Source organism: Pseudomonas glycinis (assembly GCF_054871425.1).
The window spans coordinates 216,579-236,510 of record NZ_JBTYHF010000006.1; the positions used below are offsets into that span (position 1 = coordinate 216,579).

General features: G+C 61.3%; 21 protein-coding genes. 7 read left to right on the plus strand and 14 right to left on the minus strand.

What is annotated here, in order from left to right; genetic code table 11:
- Positions 1-34 precede the first annotated feature (34 nt).
- Complete coding sequence (locus ACYSTU_RS16195) at positions 35-1,270, plus strand: M20/M25/M40 family metallo-hydrolase (protein ID WP_130889028.1); 1,236 nt, start codon at positions 35-37, stop codon at positions 1,268-1,270.
- Positions 1,271-1,673: 403 nt separating this feature from the next.
- Positions 1,674-1,976 carry a hypothetical protein gene (locus tag ACYSTU_RS16200; protein WP_024012470.1) on the plus strand — a complete coding sequence of 101 codons (303 nt, stop codon included), beginning with the start codon at positions 1,674-1,676 and terminating at the stop codon, positions 1,974-1,976.
- 132 nt (positions 1,977-2,108) lie between these two features.
- On the opposite strand, the gene ACYSTU_RS16205 is transcribed toward ACYSTU_RS16200, so the two are convergent.
- The 8 genes from ACYSTU_RS16205 to ACYSTU_RS16240 form a co-directional block, all read right to left on the minus strand.
- Positions 2,109-2,978, minus strand: a complete 870-nt coding sequence (locus tag ACYSTU_RS16205; RefSeq protein ID WP_016774123.1) for an isocitrate lyase/PEP mutase family protein — start codon at positions 2,976-2,978, stop codon at positions 2,109-2,111.
- A gap of 154 nt (positions 2,979-3,132) precedes the next feature.
- Complete coding sequence (gene astA / locus ACYSTU_RS16210) at positions 3,133-4,167, minus strand: arginine N-succinyltransferase (protein WP_016774124.1); 1,035 nt, start codon at positions 4,165-4,167, stop codon at positions 3,133-3,135.
- A 49-nt stretch (positions 4,168-4,216) separates the two neighbouring features.
- Positions 4,217-5,233, minus strand: a complete 1,017-nt coding sequence (locus ACYSTU_RS16215; protein ID WP_499000029.1) for an arginine N-succinyltransferase — start codon at positions 5,231-5,233, stop codon at positions 4,217-4,219.
- 118 nt (positions 5,234-5,351) lie between these two features.
- Positions 5,352-6,701, minus strand: coding sequence for an APC family permease (locus ACYSTU_RS16220; protein WP_197892799.1), 1,350 nt, complete (start codon positions 6,699-6,701; stop codon positions 5,352-5,354).
- 54 nt (positions 6,702-6,755) lie between these two features.
- Positions 6,756-7,508: an N-formylglutamate amidohydrolase gene (locus ACYSTU_RS16225; protein WP_499000032.1), complete on the minus strand. Its 753-nt coding sequence runs from the start codon at positions 7,506-7,508 to the stop codon at positions 6,756-6,758.
- Positions 7,492-8,823 (minus strand): type I glutamate--ammonia ligase, encoded by a 1,332-nt coding sequence (locus ACYSTU_RS16230; RefSeq protein ID WP_499000035.1) that lies wholly within the window; start codon positions 8,821-8,823, stop codon positions 7,492-7,494. Before ACYSTU_RS16230 ends, ACYSTU_RS16225 begins: the two co-directional genes overlap by 17 nt.
- Positions 8,820-9,464 (minus strand): cysteine hydrolase family protein, encoded by a 645-nt coding sequence (locus tag ACYSTU_RS16235; protein ID WP_281880691.1) that lies wholly within the window; start codon positions 9,462-9,464, stop codon positions 8,820-8,822. Before ACYSTU_RS16235 ends, ACYSTU_RS16230 begins: the two co-directional genes overlap by 4 nt.
- 2 nt (positions 9,465-9,466) lie before the next feature.
- A complete protein-coding gene (locus ACYSTU_RS16240) occupies positions 9,467-10,321 on the minus strand; it encodes a MurR/RpiR family transcriptional regulator (RefSeq protein ID WP_499000038.1) in 855 nt (284 codons plus the stop codon).
- 318 nt (positions 10,322-10,639) lie between these two features.
- Between ACYSTU_RS16240 and ACYSTU_RS16245 the strand changes: the two genes are divergently transcribed.
- Both ACYSTU_RS16245 and cobF read left to right on the plus strand, forming a co-directional pair.
- A complete protein-coding gene (locus ACYSTU_RS16245; protein ID WP_499000041.1) occupies positions 10,640-11,209 on the plus strand; it encodes a histidine phosphatase family protein in 570 nt (189 codons plus the stop codon).
- Complete coding sequence (gene cobF / locus ACYSTU_RS16250; RefSeq protein WP_499000044.1) at positions 11,209-11,964, plus strand: precorrin-6A synthase (deacetylating); 756 nt, start codon at positions 11,209-11,211, stop codon at positions 11,962-11,964. Before ACYSTU_RS16245 ends, cobF begins: the two co-directional genes overlap by 1 nt.
- A 220-nt stretch (positions 11,965-12,184) precedes the next feature.
- Here the strand turns inward: cobF and ACYSTU_RS16255 are convergent, their stop codons facing one another.
- Genes ACYSTU_RS16255 through ACYSTU_RS16265 form a run of 3 tightly spaced genes read right to left on the minus strand, consistent with a single transcriptional unit; the run spans position 12,185 to position 14,763 of the window.
- On the minus strand, positions 12,185-13,366 hold the full coding sequence (locus tag ACYSTU_RS16255) for an acetyl-CoA C-acetyltransferase (RefSeq protein ID WP_499000047.1): 1,182 nt from the start codon (positions 13,364-13,366) through the stop codon (positions 12,185-12,187).
- A gap of 11 nt (positions 13,367-13,377) precedes the next feature.
- Positions 13,378-14,043, minus strand: a complete 666-nt coding sequence (locus ACYSTU_RS16260; RefSeq protein ID WP_016774134.1) for a CoA transferase subunit B — start codon at positions 14,041-14,043, stop codon at positions 13,378-13,380.
- Between the two features lie 21 nt (positions 14,044-14,064).
- Positions 14,065-14,763 carry a CoA transferase subunit A gene (locus ACYSTU_RS16265; RefSeq protein ID WP_499000050.1) on the minus strand — a complete coding sequence of 233 codons (699 nt, stop codon included), beginning with the start codon at positions 14,761-14,763 and terminating at the stop codon, positions 14,065-14,067.
- A 224-nt stretch (positions 14,764-14,987) separates the two neighbouring features.
- Here ACYSTU_RS16265 and ACYSTU_RS16270 point away from each other — a divergent pair, with 224 nt between their 5' ends.
- Positions 14,988-15,923 (plus strand): LysR family transcriptional regulator, encoded by a 936-nt coding sequence (locus ACYSTU_RS16270; RefSeq protein ID WP_499000053.1) that lies wholly within the window; start codon positions 14,988-14,990, stop codon positions 15,921-15,923.
- 44 nt (positions 15,924-15,967) lie between these two features.
- Here ACYSTU_RS16270 and ACYSTU_RS16275 read toward each other — a convergent pair whose 3' ends face one another.
- Complete coding sequence (locus ACYSTU_RS16275; RefSeq protein ID WP_499000056.1) at positions 15,968-16,585, minus strand: DNA-3-methyladenine glycosylase family protein; 618 nt, start codon at positions 16,583-16,585, stop codon at positions 15,968-15,970.
- Between the two features lie 58 nt (positions 16,586-16,643).
- Positions 16,644-17,726, minus strand: a complete 1,083-nt coding sequence (locus ACYSTU_RS16280) for a bifunctional transcriptional activator/DNA repair enzyme AdaA (RefSeq protein WP_130889019.1) — start codon at positions 17,724-17,726, stop codon at positions 16,644-16,646.
- 109 nt (positions 17,727-17,835) lie between these two features.
- Here ACYSTU_RS16280 and ACYSTU_RS16285 point away from each other — a divergent pair, with 109 nt between their 5' ends.
- On the plus strand, positions 17,836-18,267 hold the full coding sequence (locus ACYSTU_RS16285; protein WP_252877860.1) for a VOC family protein: 432 nt from the start codon (positions 17,836-17,838) through the stop codon (positions 18,265-18,267).
- Here the strand turns inward: ACYSTU_RS16285 and ACYSTU_RS16290 are convergent.
- Complete coding sequence (locus ACYSTU_RS16290; RefSeq protein WP_499000060.1) at positions 18,249-19,367, minus strand: carboxylate-amine ligase; 1,119 nt, start codon at positions 19,365-19,367, stop codon at positions 18,249-18,251. The genes ACYSTU_RS16285 and ACYSTU_RS16290 overlap by 19 nt on opposite strands.
- A 161-nt stretch (positions 19,368-19,528) precedes the next feature.
- Here ACYSTU_RS16290 and ACYSTU_RS16295 point away from each other — a divergent pair, with 161 nt between their 5' ends.
- Positions 19,529-19,804, plus strand: coding sequence for a hypothetical protein (locus ACYSTU_RS16295; protein ID WP_024012480.1), 276 nt, complete (start codon positions 19,529-19,531; stop codon positions 19,802-19,804).
- Positions 19,805-19,932 lie beyond the last annotated feature (128 nt).

The window sequence follows — 19,932 nt, forward strand, 5'->3', positions numbered from 1 at the left end:
TTGAATCCCTCCGACACGAAACAAGGACTGCTTCATGACGTTCTCATTTCCCCGCTCTCTGATGGCCGCCAGCCTCGGTCTGTCCCTCGCATTCTCGGCCGCAAACGCCGCCGAACCGCACAAACAAGTGCTCGCCGATGCCGAGCAGTATCAGCCCGAAGCCCTGAAATTGTTGGAGCGACTGGTCAATATCGACTCCGGCTCAGGTTATGAACCGGGCCTGAAACAGGTCAGCGAGATCGCCATTGATGAGCTGAAGAAACTCGGCGCCACCATCGAGTTGGTACCCAACACCCCGGAAAAATCCAACCACGTGCTGGCCACGCTCAAAGGCACCGGCAAGGCGAAAATCCTGCTGATGGCGCACATGGATACGGTGTTCAAGGAAGGCTCCGCGGCCGAGCGGCCATTCCACATCAAGGACGGCCGTGCCTACGGGCCGGGGGTGATGGACGACAAGGGCGGGATCGTCGCCGGCATCTACGCGCTGAAAGTGCTGAAGAACCTCGACTTCAAAGACTACGCGCAGATCACTTTCCTGCTGGACGCCAGCGAAGAAACCGGCTCGGACGTCGCCACCGACCTGATCAAGAAAACCGCCAAACAGCACGATGTGACCCTCAACCTCGAACCGGGCCGCCCCGCCGATGGCCTGGTGGTGTGGCGCAAGGGCAGTGCGACGGCGCTGGTCGAAGTCAAAGGCAAGGCCGCCCACGCCGGCGTCGCGCCAGAGCTTGGACGGAACGCGGCGATGGAAGCGGCGCACCAGATTCTGCAACTGGGCAAGCTCGGCGATGAAGCGAAGAAAACCACCATCAACTTCACCGTGCTCAAGGCCGGCGATCGCACCAACGTGATTCCTGATCAGGCCACGGCCAAGGCGGATGTGCGCGCGGCAGTGCCGGAGGAATTTGATCGCATCGAGAAGGATCTGGCGCGGGTCTCGCAGGACAAGTTGATTGCCGATACCGAAGTGAAAACCTCCTTGCAGCGCGGATTGCCGCCGATGCCGCAGACGGCTGAGTCGGATCGCTTGATGGCCATGGCTCAAGGCATTTACGGCGAAATTGGCCGCAAGCTGACCGAGGAGGGCAGTGGTGGCGCGGCGGATGCCAGTTTGTCCGCAGGCGTAGGAACGCCGACGCTGGATGGCTTCGGCATTGTCGGCGGCAATATTCACACGCCTGAGGAATATGCCGAAGTGGCGAGTGTGGCACCGCGGATTTACTTGTTGTCGCGGATGATCATGGAGTTGGCGAAGCCGCGGTGATGGGGTTTGCGGTGTGACGAGGCCGGGCGGGGTGCCAGAGAAATCGGCCCCTCACCCTAACCCTCTCCCGGAGGGCGAGGGGACTGACCGCGTTGTTTGTGGTCCATGTGGCAACCGCCAGATCAAGTTGAATTCAAAGTCGCATTCAACGCGATCTCTCACGTCGGCGTAGATCCAGAGCATCCCCCAATCAGTCCCCTCTCCCTCTGGGAGAGGGCTAGGGTGAGGGGCTTTTTGTGGGAAGTGTGGAAGTCGAGGGCGGCGTACAAAAATACCGAAAAGTCCGACAGAAGCTCTGGTTGCGGCCGTTGGGCGCGACTTTTATAGTCTCCGTTCGCAGATAACTCTGCGACGATCTTGGCCGGTCGAATACAGCACCAGACCCCTCTTTGGAGTGAACTTTATGACCGACCAAGTAATGCCGCGCTATCTCCCCATCGACACCTACGACGCCGAATCCCCGGTGCTCTTCATCAATACCCACACTGAACTCAGCGACATGGCCGCCTGTGCGATGCACCGGTTTGTGGTCGTGCGCGATCTGGCCGACACCTTTGCCAGCCTTAACCTCAAGGGCATTTCCGATTGTGATCTGACGCGGGTGACCAGCGCGGTTCATCTGCTGATGCGCGAGGGCTGCGCGATTTTGAATGTGATTCAGGCGCGGGCGGCGCAGCGGGAAGAGGCTTACAAGACGCCGGTTTAGCGGTGTCGCGGCTGGCCTCATCGCTGGCAAGCCAGGCTCCCACAGGTTATGCGACCAAACATGGATTATTTGTGCAACACAAAACCCTGTGGGAGCTGGCTTGCCAGCGATGGCGTCAGCCCGGGCACACCGTCACTCCTTGACGCTCATGTATTCCTTGGCCCAGAGAATGTATTCCTCCGGCTGGGTATAGGTGTGGGTCAACTCGGTCGCGCTCAAATCGGAGGCCTGGGTGAAGATCTGTCGCTGTTCGCGCAGGCTGTCGTAGGTGGCCTTGATCGCGGCGAAGTAGGCGCCGTGGCCGTCGATGGTCACGCGTACACCGAGTTCGGCCAGGCGTTTGTCGTCGCGCAGGGCCGGGTTGCCGTAGGTGACCAGCATCAGCGGCACGGTCAGGTGCTCGGCGATTTGTTCCAGTTGATCAAAGTCCTGCACGCCGACCATGCAGATGCCGTCAGCGCCCGCCGCCTGATATTGGCGGGTGCGGCTGATGATTTCCTGGTTCGGCAGAATGCCGGCATTGGTGCGGGCGATGATCGCCATTTCCGTATCGACCCGGGCTTCCAGCGCCGCGCGGATCTTGCCGACGCCTTCGGCCACGGTGATCAGGTCGGTGGATTTGCGCCCGAATTGCGCGGGCAGCAGGGTGTCTTCGATGGTCAGTGCAGCGACGCCGGCGCGTTCCAGTTCGACGATGGTGCGCATCACGTTGAGGGCATTGCCGTAGCCGTGGTCGGCGTCAGCGATCACTGGCAATTGGGCGACGCGACCGATGCGCGTGGCCTGTTCGGCGAATTCGCTGAGGGTGATCAGGGCGAAGTCCGGTGCGCCAAGCACCTGCAGCGAGGCCACGGAGCCGCCGAGGATACCTACTTCAAAACCCAAGTCAGCGGCGATGCGGGCCGACATCGGGTCGAACACCGAAGCGGTGTGGTAGCAGGTGTCGGAGGCCAGCAGCTGACGGAAATTGCGGCGCAAATCTTGATGGGAAAGCCTGGTCATACGAGTTCCACCAATACATAAGGAATGGAAAGGCTTGAGCAAAGGTGTCAACGCCGAAGAATGAAAAGGCTATCACGCGAATGGGTCAAGAATCATGACGAATTTGCGCGGCAGGACTGGCGGCTGAAAGGTTTAATCTCCCGTGCCGGAAATATCAGGCCGCCACGGCATGTTGCTGTTGATGGGGCAGGAGCACCGCGCGCACCGAATTTCCCGGCTGAAGTTGCAGGCGCTTGGCGGTGAGACGATCAACCACCAGGCTGTTGCCCACCAGTCGACCGTGGGCCGCGGTGATGCGGCAGTTTTCCAGCCGGCGGTTGTGAATCAGCCACAGCGGCGCCTGCTCGTCGGGGGTGCCGAGGCTCAGGGTCAGTTCGAGGCTGTCGCGTACCGTGCGGATGCTGCGGATCGGCGCTTCGATAACCGGGCCACCATCGAAAATGTCGATGTAGCCTTTGTGCGCAAAGCCTTCAGCTTGAAGAATTTTCAACGCTGGTTGAGTGTTCGGATGCGTCTGGCCGATCGCCGCCTGCGCCTGTTCGGTGAGCAGGCAGGTGTACAGCGGCTGGCGCGGCATCAGTTCGGCGATAAAGGCTTTGTTGCCCAGGCCGGACAAGTGATCGGCGTGGGTGAAATCCATCTGGAAAAAGTGTCGGCCCAGGCTGTCCCAGAACGGCGAGCAACCGTTTTCATCGGCACTGCCGCGCAGTTCGGCGATCATCTTCTCGCCAAACAGGTGCGGAAATTCAGCGACGAACAGCAAGCGACCCAGCGACAACAGGCGGCCATTGCTGCCGTTGCGCTGGTCATGGCGCAGAAACAGCGAGCACAGCTCTGATTGGCCGGTCAGCTCGTTATTCAGGAACAACGTCGGAATCTGCCGCTGAATACCCAGATCTGGCGCCGAACTGACGGTGACGCCGAGCCGGTAGTTGTACCAGGGCTCGCGCAGGCCAACGGCGCCGGCCATCGCGCTGACACCGACCACGCGCTGCTCATCATCCTCGAGGACAAACAGGTAATCGGCATCGGCGCGTTCCACCTGTTCGGCGAATGCGCGCTGTGCCCAACGCACTCGATGTGCGAGGCGGTCCTCGTTGGCAGGAAGGGTGGTGAAACCTGGCCCTGCCTGTTCGACGAGGGTCATCAAGGCAGGCAGGTCGCTGACTTTTACCGGACGGACAATCATGCTCCAACTCCTTTGGCGGACCGATTCAGGCGCGGATGGTTAACGCGGCTCACAGAGCGACCAGCCGTATCGAGCTGCCATCGCTGACCTTCAGCGCCGCGCAGATGGCGGGGGGCAGGGGCAGCGGCTGACCGGGGTGATAGTCGAGTTCGGTGACCATCGCGCGGTAGTCATGCAGGGCGTCGTTGCTCAGCAGGTAACGGCCACGGGCGTCGGTCGATGCTTGTTGGCGGACAATGGCGGTATGGCTGTCGGCGATCGAACGAATGTTCGCGGTGCGCGCATACAGGGTCGGGCCGGCGTCGAACAGGTCGATGTAGCTGTTGGTTTCGAAGCCTTCCCGCGCGAGGATGTCGAAGGCTTCCTGGCCGTCCGGATGCACGCGGCCGATGCAGTCCTGCGCCGCTGGCGGCAGCATTGGTACGTAGATCGGGTATTGCGGCATCAGTTCGGCGAGGAACGTGCGGCTCTGCAAACCGCAGAGCCGCTCGGCTTCGGCGTAGGGCAGGTCGAAGAAATGCTTGCCCAGCGCATCCCAGAATGGCGAATGACCCTGCTCGTCGCTGTAGCCGACGATTTCGGTGATCACCGCCTCGGAGAACCGCTGTGCATGCGCAGCAATGAACAGCAGGCGCGCTCGCGACAATAGTTCGGAAAACGGCGTACGCACCAACGCTGCATCGATGTGGAAACCGCGCAGCAAGGTATGCCCGCTGAGGTCATGGCACAGCGACAACGCCGGTACGCCGTGCTCGATGTTCAATTCCCGCGAAGCACTGGTGAAATGGCGGTTGCGCAGGCTGTAGAACGGCTCCTTGAAGCCGGCGGTGGCGAGGATTTCCGAGCAGCCGACCAATTGCTGGCGTTCGAGATCTTCCAGTACAAAGAAATAGTTTTCCGGCCCCTGGGCTGTGGCGGCGCTGTCGAAAGACGCGCACGACGCGGCGATTTTTTCGCGCAGGTGCTCGCTGTCATCCGGCAGCGAGGTCACGCCGATCAGGCTCTCGCGGGCCAGGCGCTGTAGCTGGGGCAGATCATTCTGCTCGACTGGGCGTAAGACCAGCATGGATGTACTCCTGTATCAAAAGGTTCGGCCGATTCGCCGAACCTGACTATCACTGTCGGTTTCCACGCGTTGAATCGGCGGTCGCCTGATTTGTTGTCAGACGCCGCTCTTTTTCTTGTCAGCCTTTGCTCGGATCGGGCAGCGCTGTGCTGGCGCCGAGCTTGTTGAGGAAGAACAGGTACACCAGGCCCAGGGCAATCCAGATCAGGCCGAGTTTCTGCGCATCGACGCCCATGTTGTACATGATGGCGGCAACGATGACGAAGCCGATCACCGGGCAGAGCAGATGGCGCACAAACTGCCCCGACTTCTGCCGACGCCAGTAGTGGTTGATCACCGTCAGGTGCAGCAGCATGAAACCGCTGAGGGCGCCGAAGTTGATCAGCGAGGTGAGAATGTCGACCGCGTCGATGAACAGGTAGCAGATCAGCAGCGACAACACCGCCACCAGATAAATGCTCAGGTACGGCGTGTTGTGTTTCGGGTGGACCTTGGCCAGCACCTTCGGCAGCTTGCCGTCGCGGGCCATGCCGAACAGCAGACGCGAGACGGCGGCCTGCGAGGTGATCGCTACAGCAACGCCCCAGGCCAGCGCCGTGGCGACGGCGGTCAGGGTCGCCAGCCAGCTGCCGGCGGCGATTTCAGCGATTTCATAGAACGCGGTGTCGGCGGATTTGAAGCCCATGCCCGCTGCCAGATCGGTGGCGATCCACGTTTGTACGACGAAAATCGTGCCCATTACTGCCAGAGTGATCAGCGCTGCCTTGCCGACGCTGCGGCCCGGATCTTCCTTGATTTCTTCGGCGAGGGTGGAGATCGCGTCGAAGCCGAGGAACGACAGCACGGCGATCGACACCGCTTGCATCAGCAGGGCGAAGTTGAAGGTTTCCGGGTGATACAGCGGCGCCAGCGTCAGCTCGCCGTTACCGCCACCGTTGTGCAGGGCGTTCCAGGCGTAGAACAGGAAGATGCCCAGCACCACCATTTGTGCCAGCAGGAACAGCATGTTCATCCGCGCGGTGAAGGTAATGCCGCGCAGGTTGACGAACGTCGCGCTGACCAGAAACGCCAGGATGAAGCCGACCTTGGGAATGTCTGGGTACAAATGGTTGAGCGCCATCGCCGAATACAGGTACAGCAGCGGCGGAATCAGCAGGTAATCGAGCAGCATCAGCCAGCCAGCGATGAAGCCGACGTGTTGATTAAGCCCGCGTTGCGCGTAGGAATATACGGAGCCGGCAACCGGAAAGGCCTTGGCCATGCTGCCGTAACTCAGCGCGGTGAACAGCATTGCCACCATGCCGATAATGTACGCCAGCGGCACCATCCCCGGTGCTTCGGCGTTGACGTAGCCATACACACCGAACGGGGCGATGGGGATCATGAAGATCATCCCGTACACCACCAGATCGGTCAGCGTCAGGCTACGTTTCAACTCTTGCTTGTAGCCGAATTCTTCAATTTCCATGAAGCGCAACTCCTTGTCAGCCATCGGTCGGATTATGTTTTATCGGTCCGTCATTTACAGCAAAGGTGCGAGGTAACCTGCCCAGCGCGAAACCGCTTCGGAACTGCGCAGCAGATCATTGCGCACCTCGATCAGCACCGCCTCAAGGCCCCTGGCATCACCGTGCACGGGCACGGTCATGTCGCCCAAGGGATCAATTTTGTACGGCTGGTTGCCCGCGACTTTCAGCGGCTGCGCTTGCAGCCCGTCGAGCAGGCGCTGAGCATAGTCCTGGGCCTGGCCGAACAACACGCCGACTTCCAGTGGTCGCGGCTGGCCGTAATACACCGGGGTGAAACTGTGAACACCGACCACCCGCACCGGCAGACCTTTGGCAATGCGCTCGTCGATCAAGGTCTGCAAGCGCGCGTGAAACGGTTTGAACAACGTCTGGCGCCGGTACTCGCGGGTCGCCTCATCCAGCTCGCGATTGCCGGGTATCGGGTAGATCTCGCTCTGCAGCGGGATGCTGTCCGGCGCATGGCGCGGGCGGTTGAGGTCGATCAGCAGCCGTGAATAATTGGCGCTGAGCAACGTGGCGCCGAGCTGTTCCGATAACTGTTCGGCCAGTTGCAGCGCGCCGATGTCCCAAGCGATATGTTCGCGTGCGGCTGCCGCGTCCAGGCCCAGATTGTTCAGGGCCTCGGGGATGTAGCGACTGGCGTGTTCGCACACGAGGATCAACGGGGTCGTCGAGTCCTCGCGGCTCAGGTTGTAGACCGGGCGGGTGTACAACCCAAGCTCGGCGGATTCAGTACAGGCGTGCATAGTGCTCACACAGGTCAGCGGGCGAGAGCTGTTCCGTCAGCGCCAGTTCCTCGGTTTTCAGGGCGTAATAAGTGTCGAGCAACGGCTTGGGCAGCCATTCGTTGAAGGCTGCACTGTCACGCAGGCAATCCAGCGCCTGGGCCAGCGAGGCGGGCAGGGCGACGATGCCCCGGGCCTTGCGTTGTTCGTCGTTGAGTGAATCGGGAATTTCATCGGTAACCGCGTTCAGCGCCAGACGCTGTTCGATCCCCAGTCGCCCGGCAATCAGCAGCGCAGCCATGGCCAGATGCGGCGAGGCGGTAGCGTCCATGGCGCGGAATTCCAGGTTGAACTGCTGCGCGGCAGACTTGCCGCCCAAGGTCACGGTCGGGCAGATGCGCAGCGCCGCTTCACGGTTCTGCTGCCCCAGACACGCATACGACGCGCTCCAGTGGTGCGGCTGCAAACGCTGGTAGGACAGCGGCGTCGGCGCGGTGAACGCGCACAGCGCCGGCAGATAGTGCAGGACGCCGGCAGCCCAGTGCTGACCGATGCTCGACAGGCCGTTGCTGGTGCCAGCGTCGTACAACATCGGCTCGCCGGCCAGATCGAGCAGGCTGACGTGCAGATGCACGCCGTTGCACACCGCCTCAGCGGCGGTCTTCGGCGCGAAACTCAGGCCGAGCCCCATTTGCCGGGCGATTTCCCGGGTGATTTCCCGCACGTTGACCGCGCGATCGGCCGCCGCCACGCCAATAGTCGGGCGGCAGGTGATTTCGTATTGGTGCTTGCCGTATTCCGGCAGGAACATTTCCGGCTCGACGCCGCCGGCGCGCAGCGCGCTGAGCAGCCAGCCGCCGAATTCGGCGCCTTGGCGCTGCGCCTCGAGAGAGAACGCCGCATGCTCGGCGACACCTGCATGCAGGTTGAACTCATGTTCGAAGGCGGCGTTGACTTGCAACCCCAGCTCATCGTGATAGCGCTCGATTTCATCGCGCAGCAATGTGCGTGGGCAGGCGCCCCATGCCTGGCCGTCGGTCTCACGAATGTCGGCGTGAACGAAATCCAGCACCGGCGCATTGGCATCCGGACCGCTGCCGACAGTGACGCGGCTGCTCAGATCGGGAATCAGCCGCAGGTCGCCATACGCGCCCCAGGGATTGCTCGAAGCGATGATGTCTTGCGGCGTCAACGCGCTGTTAGCCGGGACCCAGCCGCAACCCGCTGCCTGGTAGTGCTCCAGCTCATCGCTGGGAAACGAGCGGCCACGGGTGATGCCGATCAGGTCGGTTGTCACCAGCGTGGTCATCGGTAAAGGCGTCAGGCGCGGGCTCATGGCTGCATCTCCTGCAAACGGCCGAGCACGGTGTCGGTGTCGGTGATCCAGCAGTAACCCTTGATCGCGTTGAGGCAGGCGTGATGGCGTTCAACTGTGTAAGTGGCGCAGGCATCCTCCACCAGCGTGACCAGATAGCCACGGTCGGCGGCGTCGCGCACAGCCATGTCGACGCATTGGTCGGTGACAATACCGGCGATGATCAGATGGCGGGTCTGCAGATTGCGCAGCACGTAATCAATGTTGGTTGAATTGAACACCCCGGAGGAGGTCTTCGGCAGCACGATTTCGTTTTCGGTCGGGGTCAGCTCAGCGATGACCTGAGCTTGCACGCTGCCCTTGGGCAGGTGCATGTCCGACAGTTTGTGATCCAGCGAGCGGTCGCGACCGTCGGCGGTCAGGCTTTCGATAATCGTGTGCAGCACGTTCTGCTGCACCTGACGAAAGGCGCCCAGCAGACGCTGTTGGTTGGGCACCACTTGGCTGCGCGTGCGCTGGAGAAAATACTCGGCATCCGGCTCGCTCAGGTGTGGGTCGAATTGCGGTTCGAGCCAGGCGCGCTGCATGTCCACCAGCAACAAAGCGGTGTGGTCGGTCGCAAACGGCAGATCCCGAGGCGAGCGGTGGGGAAGGCTGAACATCCTTATTTGTCCTCCAGCAGGTGAGTCGCAAAATCGTTGCGCAGGGCATCGATGCCTTCCAGGCGATCGGCCGGGTCCGGCACGCGCAAGGTCAGGCAGGCGATCAACGCCTCGACCTGCGCCAACGCCGGCACCATGGTGTCGAACGGCGACGCCGATTCCACCGGCGCGCTGATGATCAGGTCGGCCAGTTCGCGCAGCGGCGAGGCGTAGACATCGGTGAACAACACCACTCGCGCGTTGTTGTTTTTCGCCGCCTGCGCAACGCGCAAAGCTTGGGTCTGGTAGCGCCGGTAGTCGAACACCAGCACCACGTCCTGACGTTGCAAATCGTACAAACGGTCGGGCAGCAGGGCGTTGTCTTCCAGGACGAAGCAGCCGGGACGCAGCAGACGCAGGTGGTTGAGCAGGTAGTTGGCGAGCAGAATGCTGAAGCGGCCACCGAAACAGTAGACCTGATGGCGGCTGTCGAGCAGCCATTCCACGAGGATGCGCACATCTTCAGGCTGGGTCAGGGCTTGAGTGTCGATCAGCAAGCGCTGGCTGTCCGCCAGGTAATGCGCCCAGGCATCGTCCTTGTTCTGCTGCGAGCGCGGCTGCAACAAGGTGCGCGGTGAACGCAGGCGATGGTCCATGTCGCTGAGCAGGGCTTCCTGGAATTCGGCATAACCGCCGAAACCGAGCTTTTTCACCAGGCGCACGATGGTCGGATCGCTGACGCCGGCATGTTCGGCCAGTCGCGCCATAGGCCCGAGACCGTTGCGTGGATACTGATCGAGCAGGGCGCGAACGACTTTGCGCTCCGATGGCGTCAGGTCCAGGCCGGGGTCGGTGATCAGGTCTCTGAGAGGGGGCATCCGGGCTCCTGCTGGATGGGGTGTCGAATTCGTTTCACAATCCGTTAAACGAGTATTTATGTAATGGGTGTTACATGTCTAGCTAATTTTTGTACAGGTTTTTCGAGCACCAAAAGTGTGCAAGGTGCCCGTGTAATAAGGGCTACGTCGAAGTAGCGCGCTGTTGTAGTCCTTTGCCGATTGCTGTGTCAGACATTACCTATCCCAAGCTCAGCGACGGCCCGGTGACAACCCTGAACGCCGAGGTTTTACGGCACAATGCGACGCGTATCGGCTGTGTGCCATTGTTTGTTTTATCTTTCGACCGAGAACCTGCTTGTGCCAAGTAGCCGTTTGACACTGATTTGCCATGCGCGAACCGTCGCACAGAAACTAGCGCGTTTTCCTACGGACGAGCCTGTTGAAAATCTGGCTGTTCCGTCCGACGCGTTCAGGGCGCGATTGGCGGTAACACGGCGGCTGGTGTGTGCCCCGGAGTTGAGAACTCAGCAAACGGCGGCATGGTTTGGCGTCGATGCGCAGATTGATCAAGCCCTGCGCGATTGCGATTGGGGACGCTGGCACGGCCAGTCGATCAAGGATCTGCAAGCCAACGAAAACCAGGCTTTGCAAGCCTGGCTGGCCGATCCTGAAGCGGCACCCCATGGCGGCGAGTCAGTCAGGCAACTGACGCAGCGGGTGGCAAAGTGGCTGGACACAATCGCTGCAACGCCTGGGCATGTCGTGGCGGTGACTCATCCGTTCGTCATGCGCGCGGCGCTGATGCAGGTGCTGCAAGGCGCGGCGTTCCACGCAATCGACGTTGAGCCGCTGGCGATGATCGACTTGCGCTTCAATGGCATCTGGCGACTACGCTTGCCGGGCATGGCCCTTGACGAGGAATCCTGATGAAACAGCTGCTGGTCATCGGCATTGGCGCCGGCAATCCGGACTACATCACCATGCAGGCGGTGAAAGCGCTGAATCGGGTCGATGTGTTCTTTCTGCTGGATAAAGGCCAGAGCAAGCAGACGCTGATCGACCTGCGCCGAGAGATCTGCGAGCGCTACATCACCGACCACGCTTATCGCTTTGTCGAAGCCAGCAGCCCGGAGCGCGAGCGCGGCGATGTCGACTACACGGCGAGTGTCGATGCACTGAATCGCGCCAAGCAGCAGACATTCGAACAGCTGATCAATGAAGAATTGTCCGACGGCCAGTGCGGCGGATTCCTGATCTGGGGCGATCCGGCGTTATACGACAGCACATTACGGATTCTTCAGGCGCTTCAGGCATCAGGCCGCTGTCAGTTTGAATACGAAGTGATACCGGGGATCACCAGCGTTCAGGCCCTGGCTGCGCAGCACAAAATACCTTTGAACACGATTGGTCGCTCGGTAGAAATCACCACAGGCCGGCGATTGGCGGCGGGGCAGGTGAGTGAAGCGGACAGTCTGGTGGTGATGCTCGATGCCGAGGATTCCTACCAGCGGGTGGCGGATCGGCAGACCGAGATTTTCTGGGGCGCTTACCTGGGCACACCGGACGAGATACTGCTCAGCGGCCGGCTGGCGGATGTCGCCGATGAGATCGAACGGGTGCGCAAAGCGGCGCGGGCGGAGCATGGGTGGATCATGGATACCTATCTGTTGCGCAAGCCTTGAGTGGTTGGCTGCCTGATCAAGCGCTTTCGCGAGCAGGCTCGATCCCACAGGGTAATGCGTTGCAGAATGTGGGAGCGAGCCTGCTCGCGAAGGGGCCAGAACATTCACCACCGATCGTAGACAGGCAAAAAGAAACCCGGTGCAACGCAAATCGCACCGGGTTTTTTGTTGCCAGCCAACAGCGGATGTCGTGGATCCGCGGTCAACCTTGAACTCCGTATCAGGCGCGTTCCAGCGCCAATGCCACGCCCTGACCGCCGCCGATGCACAAGGTCGCCAGACCTTTCTTGGCATCGCGCTTGAGCATTTCATGCAGCAATGTCACCAGCACGCGGCAGCCTGATGCGCCGATCGGGTGGCCGAGGGCAATGGCGCCGCCGTTGACGTTGACCTTGTCCAGATCCCATTGCAGGTCCTTGGCCACGGCCAGCGATTGCGCAGCGAACGCTTCGTTGGCTTCGATCAGGTCGAGCTGGTCGATGTTCCAGCCGGCCTTATCGAGGCAGCGGCGGGTCGCCGATACCGGGCCGATGCCCATGATCGCCGGGTCGACGCCAGCGTTGGCGTAGGCGGCAATCCTGGCCAGAACCGGCAGGCCCAGCGATTTGGCTTTCTCGGCACTCATCAGAATCACAGCAGCGGCACCGTCGTTCAGCGACGAGGCGTTGCCAGCGGTGACGCTGCCGTCCTTTTTGAACGCCGGACGCAATTTCGCCAGAGATTCTGCGGTGGTATCGCCGCGTGGCTGCTCGTCGACCTTGAACGCGACAGGATCGCCTTTGCGCTGGGGAATCAGGATCGGCGTGATTTCATCAACGAAGCGCCCGGCCTCGATAGCGGCGGCAGCTTTCTGCTGGGAAGCGGCAGCAAAGGCGTCCTGCTGTTCGCGGCTGATCTGGTATTTGTCGACCAGATTCTCGGCAGTGATGCCCATGTGGTAATCGTTGAACGCATCCCACAGGCCATCGCTGATCATGGTGTCGACGATTTGCGCGTGACCCATGCGCAGACCGGTGCGCGCGCCCGGCATGATGTAGTTGGACAGGCTCATGTTTTCCTGGCCGCCGGCGATGATCACCTCGGCGTCGCCGCAACGGATCGCTTGCGCGCCCAGGTGCAGAGCCTTGAGGCCCGAACCGCAAACCTTGTTCAGGGTCATGGCCGGCACGGCATGGGGCAGGCCAGCCTTGATCGCGGCCTGACGTGCCGGGTTCTGCCCGGCGCCAGCGGTGAGCACCTGGCCCATGATCACTTCATCGACCTGCGCCCCGTCCAGACCGGTCTGCTCGAGCAACTGGCGGATCACCGCCGCGCCCAGGTCTACAGCGGATACATTGGCCAGGGAGCCCTGAAAACTGCCGATCGCGGTACGCGTGGCGGCAACAATGACGACGTCTTGCATGTGCGAATTCCTCACTGGGCAGCGAACTGCATTTCCGGTACGTGATCCGGGACGATCAGTTTACCAGCGGTTTTGGCGACGATTTCCTCAACGCTGACGCCAGGTGCGCGTTCCTTGAGGACAAAAGCGCCATTTTCGATTTCCAGATAGGCGAGGTCGGTCAGCACGCGCTTGATGCAGCCGGCACCGGTCAGCGGCAGGCTGCATTTGGCCAGCAGCTTGGACTCACCGTCCTTCGAGGCGTGGGTCATGATGACAATGATGTTGTCGGCGCCGGCCACCAGATCCATCGCGCCGCCCATGCCCTTGACCAGTTTGCCGGGGATCATCCACGAAGCGATGTTGCCTTCAACATCCACTTCAAAGGCGCCAAGCACGGTCAGGTCGACGTGGCCGCCACGGATCATCGCGAAGGATTCGGCGGAATTGAAGATCGACGCGCCGATCCGCGCCGTCACCGTTTGTTTACCGGCGTTGATCATGTCGGCATCGATGGTTTCTTCGGTCGGGAACGGGCCCATGCCGAGCAGGCCGTTTTCCGATTGCAGCATGACTTCCATGCCTTCGGGGATGTAGTTGGCAACCAGGGTCGGAATGCCGATGCCGAGGTTGACGTAGTAGCCGTCCTGCATTTCGCGGGCGACGCGTTGAGCCATTTGTTCGCGGGTAAGTGCCATGTTGTTCTCCGTAGGCCTGAATTATTTGCGGATGGTGCGCTGTTCGATGCGTTTTTCGAACGTGCCGCAAATGACCCGGTCGACGTAGATGCCCGGGGTGTGGATCTGCGTCGGGTCGAGTTCGCCGGGCTCGACGATTTCCTCGACTTCGACCACGGTGATCTTGCCGGCGGTCGCGGCCAGCGGGTTGAAATTCTGCGCGGTGTGACGGTAAACGACGTTACCGAAATGGTCGGCCTTCCAGCCTTTGACGATGGCGAAGTCGCCGGTGATGGACTCTTCCATCAGGTATTTGCGCCCCTTGAACTCACGCACTTCCTTGCCTTCAGCAACCGGGGTGCCAACGCCAGTGGCGGTGAAGAACGCCGGAATGCCGGCGCCGCCCGCGCGCATTTTTTCGGCGAGGGTGCCTTGCGGGGTAAGGATGACTTCGATCTCGCCCTTGAGCAGTTGCTCTTCAAACAACTTGTTCTCGCCGACGTAGGAAGCGATGACTTTGCTGATCTGGCGGTCGGTGAGCAGCACGCCAAGGCCGAAACCATCAACGCCGCAGTTGTTGGAAACGACGGTGAGATCACGGGTGCCCTTGCGCTTGATCTCGGCGATCAGGTTTTCCGGAATGCCACACAGGCCGAAACCGCCGGCGATAACGGTCATGCTGTCTTCCAGCCCGGCCATCGCTTCCTCGTAGGAATACACACGCTTGTCGAAACCTGCCATAGGCACCTCTTTTATTATTTGCGGGCGGCTGGCTAGCCGAATGACTGGAGTGTCTCTCTGTGGAATATATTTGTTAAGTTGATTTTTGCGGTTGATTGATTGATAAAGCTCACTAATACGCGTTCGGCGATGATCGTTCCCACGCAGGAGCGTGGGAACGATCAGGGCCATCGCATCACGGCTTGCAGCTTGACGCTTGCAGCTTGCAACTGGAGCAAAGCGACATGACCATCAAACAGATCCGTGCCTTTCTCGCCGTGGCCCATAGCCTGAGCTTCGCCGTGGCCTGCGAGCGTCTGCACCTGTCGCAGTCAGCGCTCAGCCTGACCATCAAAGCGCTGGAAGAGGGCCTGGGCGGGCGCCTGTTCAGCCGCAACACGCGTAACGTGGCGTTGACCCCGGAAGGCGAGTCCCTGCTGCCGCTGGCGCGCCGCTTGATCGCCGATTGGGACAACGCCGAAGACGAGATGCGCCAGCGTTTCAGCCTCCAGCGCGGACGCGTGACCCTGGCGGCGATGCCGTCATTTGCCGGCAATCTGCTGCCGCCGATTCTCAAGAGCTTCCGCGCGCGTTATCCGAACGTCAACGTCACGGTCAACGACGTGATCAACGAGCAAGTGCTGGAAATGGTCCGCGATCGTCAGGTTGAACTCGGTGTGGCGTTCGCGCCGATGCAGAGCACATCGATGACGTTCACGCCGCTGTATGTCGATCGCTTTGTCGCCGTGGTGCCGGCCGATTCAGCGCTGGCTGGTCGCGCCGACATCGATTGGCAGACCTTGCTGGAGCAACCGTTCATCACCTTGCAGCGGCCATCGACCGTGCGGGTCATGCTGGAAGAGCATTTGCAGGCGCGCGGAATGAAGTTGCCGGTGGAGTTCGAGAGCCATCAATTGGCGACCGTCGGGCGAATGGTTGCCAGCGGGCTTGGGGTCAGCGCGGTGCCGGCATTGTGCGCGGGGCAGATGCGCGAGCTCGGTGCGCATTGCCTGACCTTGAATGATTCTGTCGAACGGGCGATTGGCGTGTTGACCGATCCGGGCAATGAGCTGTCGGCGGCGGCGCAGGCGTTGTTCGAGATTCTCAAGGCTGAAGATTTGCAGCGCCAGTTCGATTTCCCCCTCACTCCAGAAGCGCGGAAACAGAGCGCCGAACGCTGATTCAGTGTGCGAGCGAGCCTGCTTGCGAAGAACGATAACGCGGTCTAAGCCTTGGCCACGCGCCACAGATACCAGGCTGCAACCGTCCGATAAGGCTTCCACGCCTGGCCAATCTCGATCATCTGTTTGCGCGTCGGCTGCACCTCCAGTCCCTTCAAGCGCCGATATCCCTCACGCACGCCAAAATCATCCGCCGGCAGGACGTCCATGCGTTCGAGGCTGTAGATCAACAGCATCTCCACGGTCCAGCGGCCGACACCGCGCAAACTGGTCAGGCGTTCGATCAGGGTTTCATCGTCCATCGCCCGTGCAGTCGGGTAATCGGGCACCACGCCGTCCAGCGTCGCCTGGGCGATCCCTTGAATCGTCGCGATCTTGCTGGCTGAAAATCCGCAAGCGCGCAGTTGCTCGACCTCAGTCGCGAGAATCTGCTCCGGGCGTGGAAACACCTGACCGGGAAACAACCCCACTAAACGCCCAAGGATCGCATCGCCGGCCTTGGCGTGCAGTTGCTGATAGGCAATCGCCCGTACCAGCGATTCATACGGGTCGCGCGCCGGATGTGGCTGATGCAGACATGGGCCGACGGCGCTGACATGGCGCTGCCAGTCGGTGTCTATCGCGGCCAGAAAAGCGCTGGCCATCTCATACATGTCAGCCATGTTGCGGTGATTCGGACATACCCATCGAAATCCCTGTTTGCGTGTTGGATTGCATGGCTCAAAAAGCCAATTGTTGAGTCATTTGCAGCGCAGCGTTTTCCAGCCTGAGCAGAAACGCCTTGCGCGGTTGTCCGCCACCATAACCGGTCAGCGATCCGTCGGCGCCGATCACTCGGTGGCACGGGACCACGATCGACAGGCGATTGTGCCCGTTGGCCAGGCCGACCGCACGGCTGGCGCCGGGTTTGCCCAGGCCTGCCGCGATGGCGCCGTACGTGCTGGTGTGGCCATAGGGAATTTGCAGCAGCGCCGCCCACACCTCGCGTGCAAAAGCGCTGCCGGGCAGGTGCAGCGGCACGCTGAACTGAGTGAGTTTGCCGGCAAAGTAATCCGCCAGTTGCACCTCGATCTGCTGCAAGTGGGCGTTATGCCCCGGTGCAATCGCGTAGCCGTAACGGTTTTGCAGCGCTTCAACTTCACGGGTCAGCGCCGGGCGATCGAGAAATTCCAACAACACCAGCCCACGGCGCTCGGCCATGGCGATCATCGGCCCCAGCGGCGTGGTCAGGCGGGTGAACAGCAACGGTTCACTATTGGCCGCGCGGCCCGGGGTGATGTGGAAGGACTTCTGAAACGCGTCGCGAAAACCACTGAGCGATTCATAGCCGGAGTCGAACGCGGCGTGATCGATCGAAGTGCCTTGCCTGATTCCGCCCAGAGCCATGCCGAGGCGCCGTGTGCGCAGCCAGGCGTGGAAAGTCATACCGAAGTGCTGCTTGAACCAGCGTCGCAGTTTCAGCGGTTCGATGCCCTCGGCGAGCAATTGCGCATCGCTCCAGCGCCGTTCGGGATCGGCGTTCACCGCATTGAGCAGGCGCTGCACCCAGTCCGGGGCGATGGCTGCTGCGTCCAGCGGTTTGCAGCGCAGGCAGGCGCGGTAACCGGCGCACAGGCACTCGTCGGCGTGGGCGAAGAATTCGACGTTTTCCGGTTTCGGCTTGCGCGCCGTGCAACTGGGGCGGCAAAAGATCCCGGTGGTTTTCACGGCGGTGAAGAACACGCCTTCATAGGCAGTGTCGCGCTCGAGCATGGCGCGAACCATTTCGGCGTGGGGCGGCAGGGCAGCGGCTGGTATGTTCATGACGTGAGAGTAAATCCGCTTTGTCGATGGCTCCACCGAAAAATCGACAGTGAATTTTTTCCCTTGTGCAGCACAATGAGCGGGTCGCCGCTTTCGAGGAAGCCAAACCATGCAGCCGTTTTCCATTCAGCGCATCGATCATATCGTCCTGCGCGTCGCCGACCTGCAACGCAGCATCGATTTCTACGCCAGGGTGTTCGGCGCCGAAGTGGTCAGGCATAACCAGCCGCTGGGGCTGGTGCATTTGCGCGCTGGCACGTCGATGATCGATCTGGTCGACTTGCACGGCGAACTCGGGCGCAAGGGCGGTGGCGCGGCGCAGGCGCAGCGACGCAATGTCGACCACTTCTGCCTGCGCATTGAACCGTTCGATGAAGCCGCGCTCATCGCTCACCTGCAATCGTTCGGGCTGACCGTGGAGAAAGCCGCCAGGCGTTTCGGCGCCGAGGGTTACGGCTTGTCGCTTTACTGTTTCGACCCGGACGGCAATCAGGTCGAACTCAAAGGCCCGTCCGAGAGCGATCAGCCAGCGGTTTCCTGAAGCAGCTGCTCGGCCACTTGCCCGAGGGCCGAACGGCCGTTTTGCACTTGTTCAGACGCCAGATTGAACAGCGCCAGTTGCCGATCGGCGCTGGTGCCGCTGTCGATGATCGCCCGGGCACGTTCGAACAACTGCGCCGCGCCCAGTATCTGCGCCGTCTCGGCAAAGCGCTGCTCGGCCAGTTCCAGCCATTGCGCGAGCGAACAGTCGCCGTCGATGCCTTCGACCAGAAAGCGCGCATGAATCCCCTGATGTTTGGCGCGCCAGCGATTTTCCTCCAGCATCGAACGCGCGGTCTGGTCGTACAGCAAACCGGGCCGCCGCTGCGCACTGGCATGAGCCACCAATACCCGGAAAAACGCCGCAAGGGTCAGCGCATCGTCGACGCGAGGGCAAGCGTCAGTCATGCGCAGTTCCAGGGTCGGAAAACGCGCGGCCGGACGCACGCCCCACCAGCATTCGCCTGGCTGAGTGATGGCGCCGATGCGCGTGAGAAACGCCAAGTGCTCGTCGTAATGGCGCTGATCGGCGAACAGCGGCGGGATGCCCATGCGTGGCCACTCGTCACACGCGGTCTGCCGATAGCTCATGAAGCCGCTGGCGGCGCCATCCCAGATCGGCGACGAACAGCTCAGCGCCAACAGCAGCGGCGTCCACGGCAGCACTTCGTTCATCACCGCAATGCGATCCAGCGGCTCTGCCACCTCGACGTGCACATGCAGGCCCGACAGCACGCTGCGGCGGGCGACATGGCCGTAGCGCTCGAACAGATACCGGAAGTGTTCCTCGTCGGTCGGAACCTGCTCGCGCCAGTCGGCCAGCGGATGACTGCCGGCGCTGAGCATGCCCAGAGCAAATGGCTCCAGGGCCGCGCGCAAGGCCTGACGGCTGCCACGCAGAAAATCACTGGCGTGTTCGAAATCGCTGAATACCGGCGAAGCCACTTCGATCTGGCCCTGAAACATCTCCGTGGCAAACCACACACCCAGCGCCGCCCGGCAAGCCTCGATGGCCTGTGGCGGCGGACTACCGATCATGCGCAGGCTCTGCAGGTCAGTGAGAAAGTACTCTTCCTCAATGCCGAATCGCGGGTGGCTCATGACAGTGCTCGAGCAAGTGTTTCTCTTGAGAACCGTGCGCCGTTGCGGTGGTTCACGCCGGGCGACCAGTGCCCCGCGAATGCACCGTTGGTCTTGTCCATTGCACTTGAGCGGCCAGGGCGTTGCCAAACAAGTCCGATCAACGTGTTCTGGAGGCAGACATGAGCAACTCATCCAGCAACGACAAAGCGCTTAACCAAACCGTCAATCCCAACGACGACGGCTTCGCCATCGGCACGGCCGGGCGTGATGAAGACCCCAACGCCACCACCGACTGGGATGTCAGCCGCGATAACGAGGATGTCATGACGCCGGACGATACTCGCGGTCTGCCCGGTTATCCCGGGGCCGAAAAAAACAATCCTTCGAAACCCGTTGTCGACAGCAGCGTACCGGCCAACGGCGATCCATCGGTGCAGAACGACGGCGCTGATTGAGGTGGTCAACAGTGGCAGGATAATGGCGTCGGTCGAACTTTTCTGATCCGGCGCCACTCTGAACCTGTCATAGGGTCGCAGTTCGACAGAAAAAACGCTTCGGCAGGCAGAAAAAGCTGCGTGGCGTG